Source organism: Marinobacter sp. (assembly GCF_033722195.1).
Classification (GTDB): Bacteria; Pseudomonadota; Gammaproteobacteria; order Pseudomonadales; family Oleiphilaceae; genus Marinobacter.
In genome coordinates this window covers 18,857-37,339 of the sequence record NZ_JAWVZL010000027.1, presented here as the reverse complement: position 1 = coordinate 37,339, position 18,483 = coordinate 18,857, and the positions used below count along the sequence as shown (strand labels likewise).

At 64.6% G+C, this 18,483-nt stretch carries 16 protein-coding genes; 3 read left to right on the top strand and 13 right to left on the bottom strand.

Going from position 1 to position 18,483, the window contains the following annotated elements; genetic code table 11:
- From rpoD to rpsU, 3 genes are all read right to left on the bottom strand, one after another.
- Positions 1–1,664: RNA polymerase sigma factor RpoD (gene rpoD / locus R3280_RS07440; protein WP_318997956.1), on the bottom strand; the 1,664-nt coding region annotated here is incomplete at its 3' end.
- A 149-nt stretch (positions 1,665–1,813) separates the two neighbouring features.
- The gene (dnaG, locus tag R3280_RS07435) at positions 1,814–3,550 is read right to left on the bottom strand and encodes a DNA primase (RefSeq protein ID WP_318997955.1); all 1,737 of its coding nucleotides are present in this window, start codon (positions 3,548–3,550) and stop codon (positions 1,814–1,816) included.
- 155 nt (positions 3,551–3,705) lie between these two features.
- On the bottom strand, positions 3,706–3,921 hold the full coding sequence (rpsU, locus tag R3280_RS07430; protein WP_007153483.1) for a 30S ribosomal protein S21: 216 nt from the start codon (positions 3,919–3,921) through the stop codon (positions 3,706–3,708).
- A 305-nt stretch (positions 3,922–4,226) separates the two neighbouring features.
- Here rpsU and tsaD point away from each other — a divergent pair, with 305 nt between their 5' ends.
- Complete coding sequence (tsaD, locus tag R3280_RS07425) at positions 4,227–5,282, top strand: tRNA (adenosine(37)-N6)-threonylcarbamoyltransferase complex transferase subunit TsaD (RefSeq protein ID WP_318997954.1); 1,056 nt, start codon at positions 4,227–4,229, stop codon at positions 5,280–5,282.
- A gap of 12 nt (positions 5,283–5,294) precedes the next feature.
- Here the strand turns inward: tsaD and plsY are convergent, their stop codons facing one another.
- Positions 5,295–5,879, bottom strand: a complete 585-nt coding sequence (gene plsY / locus R3280_RS07420) for a glycerol-3-phosphate 1-O-acyltransferase PlsY (RefSeq protein ID WP_318997953.1) — start codon at positions 5,877–5,879, stop codon at positions 5,295–5,297.
- 159 nt (positions 5,880–6,038) lie between these two features.
- Between plsY and folB the strand changes: the two genes are divergently transcribed.
- Positions 6,039–6,395, top strand: coding sequence for a dihydroneopterin aldolase (gene folB, locus R3280_RS07415; RefSeq protein ID WP_318997952.1), 357 nt, complete (start codon positions 6,039–6,041; stop codon positions 6,393–6,395).
- A complete protein-coding gene (gene folK / locus R3280_RS07410) occupies positions 6,395–6,925 on the top strand; it encodes a 2-amino-4-hydroxy-6-hydroxymethyldihydropteridine diphosphokinase (RefSeq protein WP_318997951.1) in 531 nt (176 codons plus the stop codon). Before folB ends, folK (R3280_RS07410) begins: the two co-directional genes overlap by 1 nt.
- Here the strand turns inward: folK (R3280_RS07410) and pgi are convergent.
- The 9 genes from pgi to gluQRS form a co-directional block, all read right to left on the bottom strand.
- Positions 6,922–8,592: a glucose-6-phosphate isomerase gene (gene pgi, locus R3280_RS07405; RefSeq protein WP_318997950.1), complete on the bottom strand. Its 1,671-nt coding sequence runs from the start codon at positions 8,590–8,592 to the stop codon at positions 6,922–6,924. The two genes, folK (R3280_RS07410) and pgi, sit on opposite strands and share 4 nt — an antisense overlap.
- Positions 8,593–8,616: 24 nt before the next feature.
- On the bottom strand, positions 8,617–9,477 hold the full coding sequence (gene panC / locus R3280_RS07400; protein WP_318997949.1) for a pantoate--beta-alanine ligase: 861 nt from the start codon (positions 9,475–9,477) through the stop codon (positions 8,617–8,619).
- Positions 9,474–10,268 (bottom strand): 3-methyl-2-oxobutanoate hydroxymethyltransferase, encoded by a 795-nt coding sequence (gene panB / locus R3280_RS07395; RefSeq protein ID WP_318997948.1) that lies wholly within the window; start codon positions 10,266–10,268, stop codon positions 9,474–9,476. The genes panC and panB overlap by 4 nt, the downstream gene beginning before the upstream one ends.
- A gap of 110 nt (positions 10,269–10,378) precedes the next feature.
- Positions 10,379–10,885 carry a 2-amino-4-hydroxy-6-hydroxymethyldihydropteridine diphosphokinase gene (folK, locus tag R3280_RS07390; protein WP_318997947.1) on the bottom strand — a complete coding sequence of 169 codons (507 nt, stop codon included), beginning with the start codon at positions 10,883–10,885 and terminating at the stop codon, positions 10,379–10,381.
- Between the two features lie 3 nt (positions 10,886–10,888).
- On the bottom strand, positions 10,889–12,250 hold the full coding sequence (pcnB, locus tag R3280_RS07385; RefSeq protein WP_318997946.1) for a polynucleotide adenylyltransferase PcnB: 1,362 nt from the start codon (positions 12,248–12,250) through the stop codon (positions 10,889–10,891).
- Positions 12,251–12,905: 655 nt separating this feature from the next.
- Positions 12,906–14,315 (bottom strand): sigma-54 dependent transcriptional regulator, encoded by a 1,410-nt coding sequence (locus R3280_RS07380; protein WP_318997945.1) that lies wholly within the window; start codon positions 14,313–14,315, stop codon positions 12,906–12,908.
- A 7-nt stretch (positions 14,316–14,322) separates the two neighbouring features.
- Positions 14,323–17,286, bottom strand: a complete 2,964-nt coding sequence (locus R3280_RS07375; RefSeq protein ID WP_318997944.1) for an ATP-binding protein — start codon at positions 17,284–17,286, stop codon at positions 14,323–14,325.
- Positions 17,276–17,452, bottom strand: a complete 177-nt coding sequence (locus R3280_RS07370; protein ID WP_318997943.1) for a hypothetical protein — start codon at positions 17,450–17,452, stop codon at positions 17,276–17,278. Before R3280_RS07370 ends, R3280_RS07375 begins: the two co-directional genes overlap by 11 nt.
- Positions 17,453–17,513: 61 nt before the next feature.
- Positions 17,514–18,407, bottom strand: coding sequence for a tRNA glutamyl-Q(34) synthetase GluQRS (gene gluQRS / locus R3280_RS07365; protein WP_318997942.1), 894 nt, complete (start codon positions 18,405–18,407; stop codon positions 17,514–17,516).
- Positions 18,408–18,483: the final 76 nt, after the last annotated feature.

The window sequence follows — 18,483 nt, the reverse complement described above, 5'->3', positions numbered from 1 at the left end:
GTCGCCTCCTGCAGGCCTTCCTCGGTCGCAGTGTCGATCGGTGACCCAACGGACGCGCCCTCGCCCAGGTTCGAATCCGAATCCAGGAAATCACCCAGGTGCGAATCCTCGTCATCGCCGATCGGGGTTTCCATGGAGATCGGTTCTTTCGCGATCTTCAGTACCTTGCGGATCTTGTCCTCCGGCATTTCCATGCGCTCGCCCAGTTCTTCCGGGGTGGGCTCGCGGCCCATCTCCTGCAGCATCTGGCGGGAGATGCGGTTGAGCTTGTTGATGGTCTCGATCATGTGCACCGGGATCCGGATGGTGCGGGCCTGGTCCGCGATGGAGCGGGTGATGGCCTGACGAATCCACCAGGTGGCGTAGGTGGAGAACTTGTAGCCCCGGCGGTATTCGAACTTGTCCACCGCCTTCATCAGGCCGATGTTGCCTTCCTGGATCAGGTCAAGGAACTGCAGCCCGCGGTTGGTGTACTTCTTGGCGATGGAGATCACCAGACGCAGGTTGGCTTCCACCATCTCTTTCTTGGCGCGTCGTGCCTTGGCCTCGCCGATGGACACCCGGCGGTTGATTTCCTTGATGTCCGGCACGTCCAGGTCCACTTCGGTCTGGACGTTGGCAATACGCTTCTGCATCCGCACGATTTCATCGACGCGCTCACCGATGGCCGCGGCGTAGGGCTTCTTGCTCTTGGCGATCTTGGGCGCCCAGTCCAGGTTGGTCTCGTTGCCCGGGAAGGACTTGATGAAGTCCTTGCGGGGCATTTTGCAGTCCCGCACGCAGATCTGCATGATGGTGCGCTCGTTCTCGCGCACCAGCTCGTTGGTGGAGCGGATTACGTTGACCAGCTCGTCAAAGGCCTTGTTGCCCAGCTTGAAGGGCGCGAATACCTGACCCACCTCGTTGAGGGCTTCCTGGGTCGCCTTGTGGTTGCGGCCGTGTTTGGCCAGCGCCTTTTCAGCGGCGGCCTGTTTTTCCTTCAGCAGTTCGAAGCGCAGGCGGGTTTCTTCCGGATCCGGACCGTTATCGGTCTCTTCCTCACTGCTGCTGCTTGAATCGTCGTCATCGTCGTCGCTGCCTTCGCTGTCAGAGCTGGTGTCGGAGCTGCTATCGGAGCTGGTGTCGTCGCTCATGAAGGGCTCGGCGTCGTCCGGATCCAGAAAACCGGTGACGATGTCGCTGATGCGGCCTTCGTTTTCGACGATGCGCTCATAGGCCTGGATGACGGTGCCGGTGGTGCCGGGAAAATGGGCGACCGCGGCCATGACGTCGCGGATGCCTTCCTCGATGCGCTTGGCGATGACGATCTCGCCTTCCCGGGTGAGCAGCTCCACGGTGCCCATTTCCCGCATGTACATGCGCACGGGATCGGTGGTGCGGCCGGCGTCGGTCTCCACGGCAGCCAGGGCGGCCGCGGCTTCGGCGGCGGCGGCTTCATCGGCCGTGGCGTCGCCATCGGTCATCAGCAGCGTGTCGGCGTCCGGTGCCTCTTCCGCTACCTGAATGCCCATGTCGTTGATCATGCGGATGATGTCTTCGACCTGGTCCGGATCGGCTATGTCTTCCGGGAGGTGGTCGTTAACCTCGGCGTAAGTCAGGTAACCTTGTTCCTTGCCTCGGGCAATGAGGTCTTTCAAACGGGATTTTTGCGAATTGCCTGACATAGACACCCTGTGAACTCGCTTAAAGATAAAAAAGTTAAACGGCCATTATAGCCGCCGCGTTTTGGGTCCGCCACCAACTGATTAAATGGTGGTCAACCCCTTGTGTTTCAAGAGCCGGCGCTGATCGGGCCATTGGCCCGGTCGGCCCGCTAGGCCCGGTCCTGGCGGCTGAGCTCCTGCAATTCCCGGCGCTCGGCCTCGCTCAGGTCGCGGATGCTGCGTTTGCTGCCCAGCAGGGCCGCAAGCCGCTGCTTGTGGGCCGCTTCCCGGTTCGGCGCCATCATCGCGCGGGCTTCCGCCAGCGCATGCTCCCGCGCCGGCAGGTGTTCGATCCTGTCGAAGAGCCGGTAAAACCGGTTCCGTGCCTCGCCGTCCAGCGCCAGGGCCCGCATCAGGCGGCGCTTGTCGGTGATCCCGCTCGCCAGGATCCAGTCGGCAAAGGCCCGGGTCTGGGGCAGCTGGCGGTCTTCCCGGCTCAGGGCCTGCAGCTCCGTGGCCATCTCCGGCGCCTCCAGCAGCGCCACACAGAGCATGCTGTCCTTGCTCAGCCGTACGTCCACCGGCGTTTCCGGTGTTCCGGCGAAGCGCTCGCCGGGCTTGCCGTAACGGGCGCCATCGGCCCGGGGCTGCCACTCGCGGCGGTTGCCGCAGAGCCGCAGCATCTCGTGCCACATGGCGTCCCGCAGCGTGCTGCGGGGCATCCGGTTGAGCAGCGGCTCGACCCGGGCCCGCAGTTCACCGCGGTTCTCCGGCAGTGCCAGGTCAAGGCCCTCGCTCTGCCGGTCGAACAGGTACCGTGACAGCGGCGTGGCGCCGTCCACCCGTTGGCGGAAGGCGTCGGCGCCTTCCTTGCGGACCAGGGTGTCCGGATCCTCGCCTTCCGGCAGCATCAGGAACTGCAGGTGCAGTCCGTCCGCCATCAGCTCCAGGGCGTTCTCCATCGCCTTGTCGGCGGCCCGGTAGCCGGCGCTGTCGCCGTCAAAGCAGAACACCAGATGGCGGACCTGCTTGAGCAGGGCTGTCAGGCTGTCCTGGTTGGTGGCGGTGCCCAGGGTCGCCACGGCGTAATGGATGCCGTGCTGCGCCAGCGCGATCACATCCATGTAGCCTTCCACCACCAGCAGGCGATCGAGCTGGCGGATCGCCTGGCGGGCCTCATAGAGGCCGTAGATCTCCCGGCTCTTGTGGAATACATCGGACTCCGGGGAGTTGATGTACTTGGCCTTGTCGTCCCCCAGGGTGCGGCCGCCAAAGGCCACCGTGCGGCCCCGGGTATTGCGGATCGGGAACATGATCCGGTTGCGGAACAGGTCCCTGGGCCGGCCGTAACGGTCGCTGACGGTACCGGTCTCGATCAGCGGCGCCCGCAGGTCCTCACTGGCGGCCTGGTAGAGCGCGGTGCCCATGCCGGGGGCATAACCGAGCTGGTACTGCTCGATGATGCTCTGGTCCAGGCCCCGCTGCTTCAGGTAATCCCTGGCAAAGGCCGCGTCCGGCCGGGCCAGCGCCGCCTGGTAAAAGCGGGCGGCAAAGTCCAGGGCGTCGGTCAGGGTGCGGGCCTGCTGCATCTCCTGTCTGGCGCTCTGGTCGTAGGGCACTTCCAGGCCAGCTCGTTTGGCCAGCTCCTCGACGGCGTCGGTGAAGCCCAGGCCGTCGAACTCCCGCACGAAACTGATGGCATCGCCGTGGGCGCCACAGCCAAAACAATGATAGAAACCCTTGTCGGGCCGGACATTGAACGAGGGTGTTTTCTCGTCGTGGAAGGGGCAGCGAGCCTTGTAGTTGGCACCGGCTTTCTTCAGCGTAATGCGTGACCCGATCAGCTCTGCCAGGTCCACACGATCCAGCAGGTCTTCAACAAACCGTTGAGGGATCAGTCCGCTCATGAGATCTCCCGTGACAGAGAGTACGCCGGGGCCATGCGGATGAAACCGCCATAGCCAAAAATGCCGCCGAAGCCAGGCCCCGGCGGCATTTTGGGTTCACCTGCGCTCCCATAGGGAGGGCAAGGCGATCAAGTCTACCTGCAGCAAAAAGCGACTTAGTACAGACGCTCGAACTTGCGCTGTTCCCGCTGAAGCTTCTTGAGATGACGCTTGACGGCAGCGGCTGCCTTACGCTTGCGTACCGCTGTCGGCTTTTCGTAGTGCTCGCGACGACGCACTTCCGACAGGACACCTGCTTTCTCGCAGGAACGCTTGAAGCGACGCAGGGCTACGTCAAATGGTTCATTCTCTTTCACTTTAACAGCTGGCATTCGAAAATCACCTACCTGATATAATCGGGTCTATTTGGGAAGAGTGCAGACAGGTCTACCCGTGCCTTGATGCGGCACGCGGCGACTCGTTGCTCGCCAGCCTTGTGCTGCAGACTCTTCAGCTTTGACCGGCCAATATTGGACAAAACTCGACCAGTCCTATTTAAGGCCGGCAATGATAGCGCCGGTCTTGGTCGAGGTCAATGTCTTCCCGATTAAACTGCCGGGAATCGACCGCTATCTGATAAAATGCGGGCCCTCCCCGGAATATCAACCCGACAGCAAGCCGACGGTGGCCTATAGACATGCTGATTCTTGGAATCGAAACCTCTTGCGACGAGACCGGTGTGGCGCTCTACCACAGCGAGCAGGGTCTGCTCTCCCACGCCCTGTTCAGCCAGATCGACATGCACGCCGATTACGGCGGCGTGGTGCCGGAGCTGGCCTCCCGAGATCATGTGCGCAAGCTGTTGCCGCTGTGCGACGAGATCCTCCAGGCCGCCGGCAGAACCCGGTCTCAGCTGGACGGCATCGCCTACACCGCCGGCCCCGGTCTGGTGGGGGCGCTGATGGTGGGTGGCTCGGTGGCGCATGCGCTCGGGTTCGCCCTGGGCATCCCGGTGCTGGGCGTGCACCACATGGAGGGCCACCTGCTGGCACCCATGCTGGAACCCAACCCGCCGGCGTTTCCTTTTGTCGCCCTGCTGGTGTCTGGTGGCCATACCCAGCTGGTGCTGGTCAAGGGAATCGGCGAGTACGAGCTGCTGGGGGAGTCGGTGGACGATGCCGCCGGCGAAGCTTTCGACAAGACCGCCAAGATGCTGGGGCTGGATTATCCCGGCGGGCCCTGGGTCGCGGCCCTGGCGGAGCGGGGAACCGAGGGGCGCTTTCGCTTCCCCCGGCCGATGACGGACCGGCCCGGTCTGGATTTCAGCTTCAGTGGCCTGAAGACCTTTACCCTCAATACCGTGAGCCAGGCCAGGGAGACAGGGGCGCTGGATGACCAGACCCGGGCCGACATCGCCCTGGCCTTCGAGAGCGCCGTGGTGGACACCCTCACCATCAAGTGCCGGCGGGCGCTGGAGCAGACCGGCAGCAAGCGCCTGGTGATCGCCGGTGGCGTCAGTGCCAACAAGCGCCTGCGGGCGGCCCTCGAGGCCATGACCGCCAAACTGCGCGCCGGGGTGTTCTATGCCCGGCCGGAATTCTGCACCGACAACGGCGCCATGATTGCCTACGCCGGCTGCCAGCGCCTCAAGGCCGGTCAGCGGGACGGTGACCGCATCCTGGCCATACCGCGCTGGCCCATGGATCAGCTGCCGGCCATCACCACACCGAGGCTCAACGGTCTGGTGGACTGAAGCAGCAGTGGCTCAGAGCCGGTTTTCCCGGCCCTGGGCCAGGCGGATCAGGTTGCTGCGGTGGCGCACCAGGATGAGCAGGGCCAGCAGGCCGAACAGGGGCAGGGTGTCCGGCTCGATCAGGGCCGCAATGACCGGGCCGCTGACCATGGCCACCACCGAGGCCAACGCCGATATGCGCCAGCGCCACATGACCAGCGCCCAGATCCCGCAGAGCAGCAGTGTTGTGATCGGGGCCAGGGCGAGGCTGGCTCCAAGCGCCGTGGCCACACCCTTGCCACCCTGGAAGCGGGCAAACACCGGCACCATGTGGCCGGTGACTGCGCAAAGGGCCACCATGGCCTGGGCATAGATGGAGTAATCCAGTTGCCAGCTCAGCCACACCGGCAGGCCGCCCTTGGCGGCGTCCAGCAGCAGGGTCACCAGCGCCGGCATCCAGCCGCCGGTGCGGTAGACGTTGGTGGCGCCCGGATTGCCGGAGCCCTGCGCCCGCGGATCCGGCAGGTGCCAGAGCCGGCATACCGGCAGCGCAAACAGCACCGAGCCCACCAGGTAGGCAAACAGGCAGAGCATGACCAGCAGCAGGGCGTCGTTCATGGCTTCCTTGGCGCAGACGTGGGCCGGCGATCTGTGCGAAAATCCGTGCCCGGGCGCGGACAGCGGACGTAACGGGACACTAACCTGTACGCAGCCATCAGACAATCAGCCATCAGTCGGTCATGCCGGTTCCCGCCGGTGGCCCGGGGTAGAAGCACAATGACAGACAGCGTACTGATCGAGCAGCTGGCGGTGGAAGCCATCATCGGCGTGTTCGACTGGGAGCGGGAGGTCCATCAGCGGCTGTTGCTGGACCTGGAGATGGCCTGGGCCAACGACCGGCCGGCCGCTACCGACGACCTCGCCCTGGCGCTGGATTACGCTGCGGTCTGCGAGGCAGTCACCGAGTGGTTCCACCATCACCAGCCCCAGTTGCTGGAAACGGCCGCCGAAGCGGTGGCGGCCGAACTGATGCAGCGCTTTGGTATCCGCTGGCTGGCGGTGACCATCCGCAAGCCTGGTGTGCTACCCCGGGCCGGCAGCGTGGGCATCCGGATCGAACGGGGGCAGCGCTGATGGCTGCAACAGTCAGGGTCTATCTCAGCCTGGGCAGTAATATCGAGCGGGAGCGGCACATCACCGCAGCGCTGGATGGGCTGGCGGCGGAATTCGGCGATCTGGTGGTGTCGTCGGTCTACGAGAGCGAAGCGGTGGGTTTTGACGGCGAGAACTTTCTCAACCTGGTGGTGGGTATCGATACCGACCGCTCGGTGGCGGAGCTTTCCGCGCTGCTCAAGCAGATGGAGGCGGACAACGGCCGGCGCCGGGATTTGCCCAAGTTCAGCGCCCGGACCCTGGACCTGGACATCCTCACCTACGACGACCTGACCGGGACCATCGACGGGGTGGAACTGCCGCGTGGGGAGATTCTCCGCAACGCTTTCGTGCTGCGGCCCATGGCCGAGATCGCACCGGACACCAGGCATCCCCTGGACGGTCGCAGCTATCGCGAACTCTGGCAGGCCTACGAGAGAGACCAGAAGCTGTGGGCGGTGTCCTTCACCTGGCAGGGCCGGCAGGTTTCGCCACGGCCCGCCCAGAGCTAGATGCCGTTCATGTGACGGTTGCGGAACAGCCGGATCAGCCCCTCGGTTGAGCTGTCGGTGTTGCCGCCTTTCTGATCGCCGTCCAGCAGACGCTCCAGGATGCCCTTGCCCAGCTGCTTGCCCAGCTCCACGCCCCACTGGTCGAACGAATCCACGTCCCAGATCACGCCCTGGGCGTAGGTCTTGTGCTCGTAGAGCGCGATCAGGGCACCGACTGTGCGGGGCGTCGCCCGCTCGAACAGCAGGGTGTTGCTTGGCTTGTTGCCGGGAATCACCTTGTGCCGGGCCAGCCGGTTGACGGTGGCCTCGTCCAGGCCCTGGCCCGCCAGCTCGGTGCGGGCCTCGGCCTCGGTCTTACCTTGCATCAGGGCCTGGGTCTGGCTCAGGCAGTTGGCAAACAGGATGGCGTGGTGATTGCCCACCGGGTTATGGGTGTGGAGCGGAATGATGAAGTCCGCCGGTGACAGCTTGGTGCCCTGGTGCAGCAACTGATGGTAGGCATGCTGGCCGTTGGCACCGGCGCCACCCCAGATGATGGGGCCGGTCTGGTAGTCCACCGGGTCGCCGGCCTGGGTCACACACTTGCCGTTACTTTCCATGTCCAGCTGCTGCAGGTGGGCCGGCAGGCCCCGCAGGTAATGGTCGTAGGGCAGGATGGCGTGTGCGTCGGCGCCCCAGAAGTTGTTGTACCACACCCCCAGCAGCGCCATGATCACCGGCAGGTTCTGCTCCAGCGGCGCCTTGCGGAAATGCCGGTCCATGGCCTGGGCGCCGGAAAGCAGGGCGCGGAAGTTGTCCATGCCGATGGTCAGCGCGGTGGGCAGGCCGATGGCGGACCAGAGCGAATAGCGCCCGCCGACCCAGTCCCACATGGGGAAGATGTTCTCCTCGGCGATGCCGAACGCCACCGCCTCGGCGGTGTTGGCGGTGACCGCCACAAAATGCTTGCTGATGCGCTCTTCGGTACCGCCGTTGTGGAGGAACCACTCCCGGGCCACTTCGGTGTTCTCCAGGGTTTCCTGGGTCCGGAAGGACTTGGACTGGATCAGGAACAGGGTGGTTTCGGGGTTGATGTGGCGCAGCACCTCGGTGATGTGGCTGCCGTCGATGTTGGCCACGTAATGGCAGTTGAGGCGGCCGTGCCAGTAGGGCTTGAGGGACGCCGACACCAGCTTGGGCCCGAGGAAGGAGCCGCCGATGCCAATGCTCACCACGTCGGTAAAAGGCTTGTTGGTGAAGCCCCGCCACTGGGTGCTGCGAATGCGCCAGACGAACTCCTCCATGCGGGCCAGGGTGGCCCGAACCTCTGGCATGATGTCGGTGCCGTCCACCTGGATGGGCTCGTCGGTCATGTTGCGCAGCGCCACGTGCAGGGCGGGCCTGTCTTCGCTGGCGTTGACCCGCTCGCCCCGGAACATGGCCTCGATGCGCTCCGGCAGCTGGCAACTGCGGGCCAGCGCCATCAGGTGGCCCATGGTTTCGTCCACGATCAGGTTCTTGGAGTAGTCCAGAGCCAGGCCGGCGGCCTGCACGAAGTAACGCTCGAAGCGGCCCGGGTCCTGATTGAACAACTCCCGCATGTGGGTCTTGGCCATGGTGACCTGGTGATCGGACAGGGCCTGCCATTCCTGGCGTTGGGTGAGGGAGCTACTGCGGGCCTGGTTCACGTTGGATTCCTTCCGGTTCAGGGTTTAGGTCGGGATCTGGCGCATCACCGATAGGTTGTCGATCAGCCGGGTGGTGCCGAGGAAGGCCGCCACCAGGATGGTGAGTTCGGTGTCCTCCGGCCGGGCCGGCTTCAGGGTCTGGCTGTTGACGATGGTGATATAGTCGGGGCGGAAACCGGCCGACATCAGCCCCTGGCGGGCTTCCTCCTCCAGGCCGGCGTGGTCGGTCTCGCCCTGGGTCAGGCGCTGGCCGATGGCGGTCATGGTCTGATGCAGCACCGGTGCCAGGCGGCGCTCCTCGGCGCTCAGGTAGCCATTGCGGGAGCTCTTGGCCAGGCCGTCGGCGTCCCGCACGGTGGGAGCGCCGATAATCTCCACCGGCATCACCAGGTCGGCCACCAGCTTGCGGATCACCGCCAGCTGCTGGAAGTCCTTCTCGCCGAACACCGCCACATCCGGCTGCACCATGTTGAACAGCATGGTGACGACGGTGGCAACGCCCTCGAAGTGGCCGGGCCGGGTCGCGCCGCAGTGGCCTTCGCTGACTTCCGGCACCGTGATCTTGGTATGGCGGGCCAGGCCGTTGGGGTAGACCTCGTTAGCGCTGGGGGCGAACACCAGGGTGTTGCCTGCGGCCTCAAGTTTGTCCTGGTCGTCCTGCAGGGTGCGGGGGTAGCTGTCCAGGTCTTCGTTGGCGCCGAACTGCATGGGGTTGACGAAAATACTGGTGACCACGACGTCGGCGGCCTGCCGGGCTTTTTCCACCAGTGCCAGGTGCCCCTCGTGGAGGTTGCCCATGGTGGGTACCAGTCCGATGCGTTTGCCCTGCTGGCGATAGCTAGCCAGGATGGCCCGCAGTTCTTTCAGTGTGTGGACGGTTCTCATGCCTTGAAGGTGTGCTCCTCAGCGGGGAATGTGCGGTTCTTGACCGCGGCGACGTAGGCGGCAATGGCGGCCTGGATGGAATCCGTCTCCGCCAGGAAGTTTTTCACGAACCGGGCCTTTCGACCGGGTGTGACACCCAGCATGTCGTGCATCACCAGGACCTGGCCATCGGTGTCGGCGCCGGCGCCAATCCCGATCACCGGGGCTTTCACGGCCTGGGTGATGCGGGCCGCCAGGGGCGCCGGTACGCACTCCAGCAGGATCACGTCCGCTCCGGCCGCTTCCAGTTGGCAGGCGTGGTCGATCATCTGCTCCGCGGCCTTCTCTTCCCGGCCCTGGACCTTGTAGCCGCCGAACTTGTTGACGAACTGGGGTGTCAGGCCCAGATGGGCGCAAACCGGAACGCCGCGCTCACTCAGTGCGGTGATGGTCTCGGCCATCCAGTCGGTGCCTTCCAGCTTCACCATTTGGGCGCCGGCCCGCATCAGCCGGGCGGCGTTGTCCATGGCGCTGGCGGGGGTGCTGTAGCTCATGAAGGGCATGTCGGCCATGACCAGGGCGCCCTGGTTGCCGCGGGCCACGGCGCGGACGTGGTAGCACATGTCGTCCATGGTCACCGGCAGGGTGCTGTCGTTACCCTGCAGCACCATGCCCAGAGAGTCGCCGATCAGCATGACCTCCACGCCGGCTTCGCTGATAACGTGGGAGAAAGTGGCGTCATAGGCTGTAAGTGCGGCGAACGCCTCGCCTTTGGCCTTGAGGTCCCGCAGGGTATTGATGGTAACCGCCATAGAATCCTTGCCTTCTGGTTCGATGCGACAGGACCGGCGGGGAAGCCCGCGCGGTCAGGCCTTAAGGGTAATCCCGGCCTTGGCCCGAGGCAAGGCCGCTGCCTGCCGGATCAGGCCGGTCGCAGCGGCCGTAACCGGTTGTCCGGACAGCTTTTGCGCAGTTGTGCCAGGGTGCGGCCATCCGGCAGTGCCAGGTCCGGGTCCAGGTCCAGCAGCGGCTGCAGTACGAAATCCCGGTTTGGCAGTTCCGGATGAGGCACGGTCAGGCGCGGGTGGTGAATCTCCCGGTCACCGAACAGCAGCAGGTCCAGGTCCAGTGTGCGCGGCCCCCAGTGTCGCAGCCGCTCCCGGCCATGGGCCTGTTCGATGGCCTGGAGCCGGTCCAGCAACTGAAGGGGCGTAAGCCCGGTATCGATCCGCACCGCGCCATTGACGAAATCCGGCTGGTCCTGGGGCCCTACCGGGCGGCTGCCATAGAACGGCGATTGCGCCAGCAGGGTAGTGGCCGGTAGCTGCGCCAGGGCGGTGATGGCCCGGGCCAACTGGCCCAGGGGATCGGCCAGGTTGCTACCCAGGCCCACGTAGGCGCTTACAATGCAGCCACCCGCGTCGGCCATGATTCAGGCCTTGTTGGCAGGGCTGCGGCGGCGCCGGCGCTTTCGTGGGCCGCTGCTTTCGCTGCCCAGCTCGGACAGCATTTTTTCCCGGTCTCGGTCGTCGGCGGCTTGAAATTCTGTCCACCACTGGCCCAGGCCAGGCTCGATCTCGCCGGCAGCTTCGCGCACCAGCAGGAAATCGTAGGCGGCGCGGAAGCGGGGATGTTCCATGGTGACGTAAGCGCGCTTGCCCTGGCGCCGGGGCAGGCGCATCTGCAGCTCCCAGATCTCCTTCATGGGGCCGGAAAAGCGCTTGGGAATGGCGGTGGCCTGCACCTGGCGGCCGATAACCTTGCCAATGGCGCCATGGAGCGCGGGCTGGACCGGTTCGCCGTCGTCCTGGCGCTTGCGCCATTCGGCCTGCAGTGCCGGCCAGAGGATGGCGGCATAGAGGAAGTAGGGGGTGACGGACTTGCCCTGGCGGATCCGGTCGTCGGTGTTGCGCAGGGCCTGGCGGATGAGGTCATCCGGCTCACCGGCTGCCAGGGCCCGTGCGGTTTCCGGAAACAGGGGCGCCAGCAGGTCGTACTGTTGCAGCAGGTCGTAGGTGGCCTCACCGTGGCCGGCGGAGAACAGCTTGAGCACTTCCTCGAACAGCCGGGCCGGGGGAATATGGGTCAGCAGCGGTGCCAGGGTGCGGATCGGCGCTTCGGTGGCCGGCTCGATGTCGAAGTCCAGCTTGGCGGCGAAGCGGATGGCGCGCAGCATGCGGACCGGGTCTTCCCGGTAGCGGGTTTCGGGGTCACCGATCAGCCGGATCTGTCTTTTGTTCAGATCCTCGATGCCGTTGGCGTAATCGATGATCGAGAAATCCTTGATGCAGTAATACAGCGCGTTGACGGTGAAGTCCCGCCGCAGCGCATCCTCTTCCATGTTGCCGTAGACGTTGTCCCGCAGCAGCAGGCCGTGCTCGTTGGTGCGACGGTCGTCGTCATCCTCGTCGTCGGCATCGGAGGCGTTGCCGCGGAAGGTGGTGACCTCTATTACCTCACGGCCAAACAGAACGTGCACGATGCGGAAGCGGCGGCCGATCAGGCGGGAGTTCCGGAACAGGTCGTGGACTTCCTCCGGCGTGGCATCGGTGGCGATGTCGAAATCCTTGGGCTGGCCGCCCAGCAGAACGTCACGGACACCGCCGCCCACCAGGTAGGCTTCGAAGCCGGCGTTGTTGAGCCGGTTGAGTACCTTCTTGGCGGGCTCGCTGATCACCGACCTGGAGACCGTGTGCTGGTCCCGGGGGATGACCCGGCGCACGTAGGTGGGAGCCTTTTTCTGGCCGTTGCCAGTCATGAAGGACACGATCTTGTTCAGTAGTTTGTTTGGCATTGAGTCCGTATCTGCGCAGAGCAAAACCGAGAGTTTAACGGTTTGGAGGCGATTTGCCCATGTTCCGGGCGTCGGGCGGGAAATACGGCGGCAAGAGACAGGGCCTGTCCGGCCCAGAAATCAAAAAGCGGATTCGCTTTCACGAACCCGCCCTTAAGAGTAGACGATCTGCATTGTTTTTGTTCTTACCGGGGTTTGACCCCTTAAAGGCTTCTTATGGGAAGCTAGTTAGGCAAGCGGAACGCTTTGAATACAGAGAGTGGTAATGACTAGGTATGAGATACGAGTCGACGTAGCGGCGTCTGGAGGACGATTCTTCTCTACATCTACAACTCACACAAGCCAAGGCACCCCTAAAAAGCTCAGTACCCAAAACACTCAGTTCGCTCTCGTTCTGTTTTTGTTTTTGTTGCTGAACGTTTTCCTGCAGCTTTTTGTTCTTGTTTTGTCGCTGCGATGCCACATTGTTTTTGTTGTCGTGCGCCCATTAGAGTGCACTGCCTGTGCCAGGTTTTGAAAACGCTTTATTAACAGTGGTTTAATTTCTTCTAACAAAAAAGACGCGGTGGGTTTAGAACTAAAGTGTTACTCAGGTCCCGGTTTTAGAGTGATCGGTGTTCCTTGCGGTAACACTAGGTAACACGTGACCGGGTTCTCAGTTTCCGGCGGATTTCTTGCGGGGTATACCCAGGCGCTGACGACGTTCCCAAAGCGACTTGCGGCTGATGCCGAGCTTCTGGGCCAGCTCGGTCTCACTCATCCGGTCCTGGTTCTCCAGCACGAAATGCTGGAAATAATCCTCCAGGGACAGGTCGCTGGAAGTGTCGGACTCCCGGGCCACGGCCGGCGCCGGGTCCCCTTCCACCAGCGATTCGGGAATGCTGACTTCGCCGCCGTTGCTGTCCAGGTCCAGCAGCGAGGAGGAGATCAGCTCGCCGTCGCACAGAATGGTGGCGCGCTCGATGGCGTTCTCCAGTTCCCGGACATTGCCGGGCCAGCGGTGCTTCTCCATGGCCCGCATGGCCTCCGGGCTGAGTTTCAGGCCGGGTTTGCCCATGCGTTCGCCCTGGCGCGCCAGGAAGCGCTTGGCCAGGCCCAGGATGTCACCTTCCCGCTCCCTCAGCGGCGGGATGCGGATCTGCATCACGTTGAGGCGGTAATACAGGTCTTCTCGGAATTCGCCGGTGCGTGTCATGGCCTTGAGGTTACGGTGGGTGGCGGCGATCATACGTACGCTCACCTTGCGGCTCTGGGTGGAGCCCACCTTGCGGATCTCGCCCTCCTGCAGCACTCGCAGGAGCCGGGCCTGGGCTTCGGCCGGCAGTTCGCCGATCTCGTCCAGGAACAGGCTGCCGCCATCGGCGGCCTCGATCAAACCGGTACGGGCGGAGACGGCGCCGGTGAAGGCGCCCTTTTCATGGCCGAAGAGTTCCGACTCGATCAGGCTTTCGGGGATGGCGGCACAGTTGACGCAAATCAGCGGGCGGCTGGCCCGCGGACTGAGTTTATGGAGGGCACGGGCGGCAAGCTCCTTGCCGGTACCGGACTCGCCCTGCACCAGCACTGTGGTTTCGGTGGGCGCCACCTTTCGAATCAAGGTGAAGACCTGCTGCATGGCCGAGCACTGGCCAAACATGATGTGGGACGGGTCGCTGCTCTGCTGATCCGCCTCCGCCGTGCCCGACTCCTCGCTACCGCCCCGGTCGGTGCTGGCGGCGGACTGGCGCAGGATGGTTTCCACTGCCGCCAGCATCTCGTCGTGGTCGAAGGGTTTGGCGATGTATTCCACCGCACCCATTTTCATGGAATCCACCGCCGAGCGCAGGCTGGCGTAGCTGGTCATGATCAGTACCGGGGTCCTGGGCGCGCGGTTGATCAGCTCGGTGCCGGGAGGGCCGGGCAGGCGCAGGTCGGAGATGATCAGGTCAAACTGCTGCAGGTCGTACTTCTGTTCGGCGTCGTCCACCGACCCCGCGTCGGAGACGTCATAGTCGGCATGCTGGAGCAGCTTGCGCAGGGCGGAGCGGATGATCTCTTCGTCTTCAACGATCAGAATTCGACGCATAGGACTATCAGGACCTTTCGTTGGGGCCGGCGGCTGGATCGTCGCTTCCGGGTTCGTAGGCAGGGAGCCTCAGCCGGACGCAGGTTCCCCGCGTGGTGTGGGGGATGGCCGGGCTTTCCACCTGGATATTACCGTAATGTTCTTCCACGATGCTGTACACCAGCGACAACCCCAGGCCGGTGCCCTGGTTCGGTCCCTTGGTGGTGTAGAAGGGTTCGAAAATGTGGTCGAGCTGGTCGGCGGGAATGCCGGATCCCTCATCAATGACCTCGATGATAGCGGAGTAGCCCTCGCGGTTTCCAGCGACGGTGATGCGGCCACTTTCCGGCGAGGCGTCGCGGGCATTGGCCAGCAGGTTGACGAAGACCTGCACCAGGCGCTGCTCGTCACCGAGCACCATCAGGTCGGCGGCGCAGTCGTTGTAGTACTGGATGCCGCGACCGGTATTGCTCAGGGACAGCAGGTTGATGGACTCCTCGACGCAGCGGCGGATCACCACCGGCTCGTAGCGGTTGGCCTGGGCGTGATTGCCGGTGCGGGCAAAATTCATCAGCGATTGCAGGATGGCGCTGATGCGCCGGGTCTGCTGCTGGATCTGGTCGGCGGTGTCCAGGATGGCGCGGTCGTCGGTTTCCAGTTTGAGATTCTGCGCCAGTGACGAGATACCGGTGACCGGATTGCCCACCTCGTGCGCCACCCCCGCTGCCAGCCGGCCCACCGAGGCCAGCCGTTCGCTGTGCATCAGCTCATCTTCCAGCAATCGGGTCTCGGTCTGGTCCTCCACCAGGATGATGCTGCCGCCCTCGTTATGGTCCGGGCCGCTGAGGGTGGACTTGTGCAGGTTGAGCCAGTGCGGCCGGCCCCGCAGATCCAGGCGGTGCTTGTAACGGTGCAGCTCGGTGCTGCTGACGAAGTCCTCGAGCAGCTGCTGCCAGTGCTCCGGCAGGGCCTGCAGGCGGGCGCCGGTGACGTCATCGGCGCTGATGCCGGTGAGCTGCTCCATGGCCTGGTTCCACATCAGGATCTCGCCGTCGTCACCTACCGAGCAGGCTGGAATGGGCAGGTTCTGCAGGGTCTGGCGATAGTGCCGGCGCAGGTTGTCCAGCTCCCCGGCCAGACCGGTCAGCTGGCTCTGATAATCCCCCAGGGTACGCTCCACATACTGGATGTCCTGGGCGCTGCGGCTGGTGGCCATCGGCTTGAAGCCAAGGTGACGCTTGACGATGTCCCGTGCCACCGACGGCCCCAGCAGGCCCGAGAGATTGGCTTCCACCTGGTCCCGCAGGCGCCGCAGCTGGTAGGGCCGGTATTCCACCGACGGCAGTTTGAGTTGTGCCAGTGCCCGGCTGACTTCCCGGCTGGCCACCTGGTAGCCCAGGGGAGCCACCAGCTGCTGCACGAAATCGTCCGACGAGGTGGCCACCAGCTCCCGGCGCTGGGGCCGGGACAGGGCGCCGAGGGAGCAAGCCTGGGCGGCCCGGGTTTCCTCAGGGCTGGTGCGGCTGAGCACTGACACCAGGGCAAACACCGTCACGTTGAGGGTCAGACTGGCAAAGGTGAAGATGTACCAGTTGCCGGTGTCGGTCTGCCAGGGCAGGTCCAGCATCAGCATCAGGTCGCCGGTCTGGGAGAAGGGCAGCACCAAAGTGAAGACCCACGCCAGAGTGCCGGTGACCAGGCCGGCCATGAGGCCGCGCCGGTTGCCCTCGGGCCAATAGATGACCCCCAGCGCACCGGGTAGAAGCTGCAGCACGCCGGACAGCGACAGCGCCCCCAGAATCGACAGGTCCAGGTTCTTGCCCAGGGTTTCGTGGAACAGCAACGCCGCCAGGATGATGATGGCGATCAGCAGGCGCTTTACCCAGCGCAGCCAGCGATAGATGTCGCCCTGGTCCCGCGGGGTTCGCAGCGGCAATACCACATGGTTGAGGACCATGCCCGCGAGGGCCAGGGTGCTGACGATCATCAGCCCGCTGGCGGCGGACATGCCGGCGATGTACATCAGCAGGGTCAGGGCCGGGTTGTCCAGCGCCATGGCGGTGCCCAGGGCGTAGAAGCTTGGGGACGTAACGGCCCCCAGTTCCAGGCCGCCCCACAGGATGACCGGCACCGGCACCGCCAGCAGTAGCAGGTACAGGGGCAGGCCCCAGCTGGCCCGGCCCAGGGCCCGGGGGCTGGGGTTCTCGCTGAAGGTCATGTGGTACATGTGGGGCAGCACCAGGGCGCCGGCGAAGGACATCAGCATGAGCGCCCGCCAGCTGCCGTCGTTGATGCTCAGCTCCAAGGCGCTGACCTGGCTGGACTGGGTCCGCAGCCAGTCATCCAGCCCGCCCAGGCCGCCAAACACCACCACCAGGAGGATGGCGCCCAGCAGCAGCATGGACACTAGTTTGACGATGGAATCGAAGGCAATGGCGATCACCAGGCCCTGGTGGCTGTCGGAGCCCTGATCCCGGCGGGCGCCGAAAAGCACCGTGAAGAGCACCACGGTAATACTGAACAAAACGCTGATCAGCTGGGGTGAGGCGCCCGGGGACAGCAGGCTCACCGAGGTGGTCACAGCCTGGATCTGCATGCTCAGCAGGGCCAGGATGGCGGCGCCGGAACACAGGGTGACCAGGGTGCCCGCCCACTGGCTGCGGTAGCGGAAGGCGAACATGTCCGCCAGGGAGGTGAGCTGGTAGGCCCGGCCGATGCGCATGATGGGGTTGAGCAGCACTGGGGCCAGCAGGAAGGCGCCGCTGATGCCCAGGTAATAGGCCAGGTAACCGAAGCCGGACTGCGCCGCCATGCCGACCGAGCCGTACACCGCCCAGATGCCCGCATAGACACCGAGGCTGAGGACATAGACGAGGGGGTGGCGCACCCACTGGCGGGGAATCAGCCCCCGTTCAGTGCCGTGGGCCAGGGCGAACAGCAGGGAAAGATAGAGCAGGCTGACCAGCAGCAGCGTGGGCAGGCTAAAGCTCATTGGGGTCCCGCCGCCATTCCAGCCAGAAACCCAGCGCAATGAGCGCGCCCCAGATCAGAAAAGGCGTGTACCAGGCGTTGCCGGGTGCAATCCACCAGTCCAGGATGTTGGGAGAGAAGATGTAGATAGCCAGTACCAGAAGGAAGACCAGGCGGTAGATGTACATCTGACGTCGTATCCGGCTGCCAAAACGAAGCTGAGGTTATAACACGCCAGCCACAGCACTGTCAGTCGCCGGGCTCCGCCGGGGGCCGGGACTGCCGGGGCAGCAGGGCGCGCTGGTAGTGCTCGATGCCCCAGGCCAGCAGCGCCGGCGGCGAGGCTGTGATCAGCTCCCGGGGCGGATTCTGGCCCAGTGCCGCCAGCGCCCGCCAAAGGTTGAGGCCGGGTTGGCTGTCGTCCAGGGCTGGTGCCCGGTTTTGCTTGCTGAGCTTCTGGCCCTGGGCGTTGACGATGACCGGAATGTGCAACCAGCCTGGGGGCTCGGCGCCCAGGGCCGCGAACAGCTGAAGCTGCTGCGCGGTCATGTCCAGCAGGTCGGAGCCGCGCACCACGTGATCGATGCCCTGGTCGATGTCGTCCACCACCACCGCCAGCTGGTAGGCGTAGAAGCCCTCCTTGCGGCGGATCACCGGGTCGTCCAGCTCGCCACGAACGCTCTGGTGCTGGGGGCCCAGCAACTGGTCCTGCCATTCGACGTCGGCATCCTCAAGGGCAAAGCGGATGGCGCGGGGCTGGCCGGTCTCCGGGGCCTCGCCCTGGCGGCACCGGTCCGGGTGGTAGCCGCCATTGGCCTGCAGGCGCTTGCGGGAGCAGGCGCAATAATAGGCTCGTCCCTGCGCCAGCAGTTGCCGGATGACGCTGTCATAGGCGTCGTGGCGAAGGGACTGGTAGCGCACCGGCTCATCGCTGTGCAGGCCATGGGCACTGAGGCTGTGAAGGATGGCATCGGTGGCGCCAGGCGGCTCCCGCAGCGGGTCCAGGTCCTCGATCCGCACCAGCCAGGTGCCCTGGCGAACCCGGGCTTCAAGAAAGCTGGCCAGCGCCGCTACCAGGGAGCCGAAATGCAGGGGGCCAGTGGGGGAGGGCGCGAAGCGGCCGCGGTAACCGGGATGGGTCATGGGCGGTCAGCGGTCATACGGGGTAAAGACTCGGGGAGGAGGCCCGCCAGGCCCGAAAATGGCTGGCGGGCCGAAC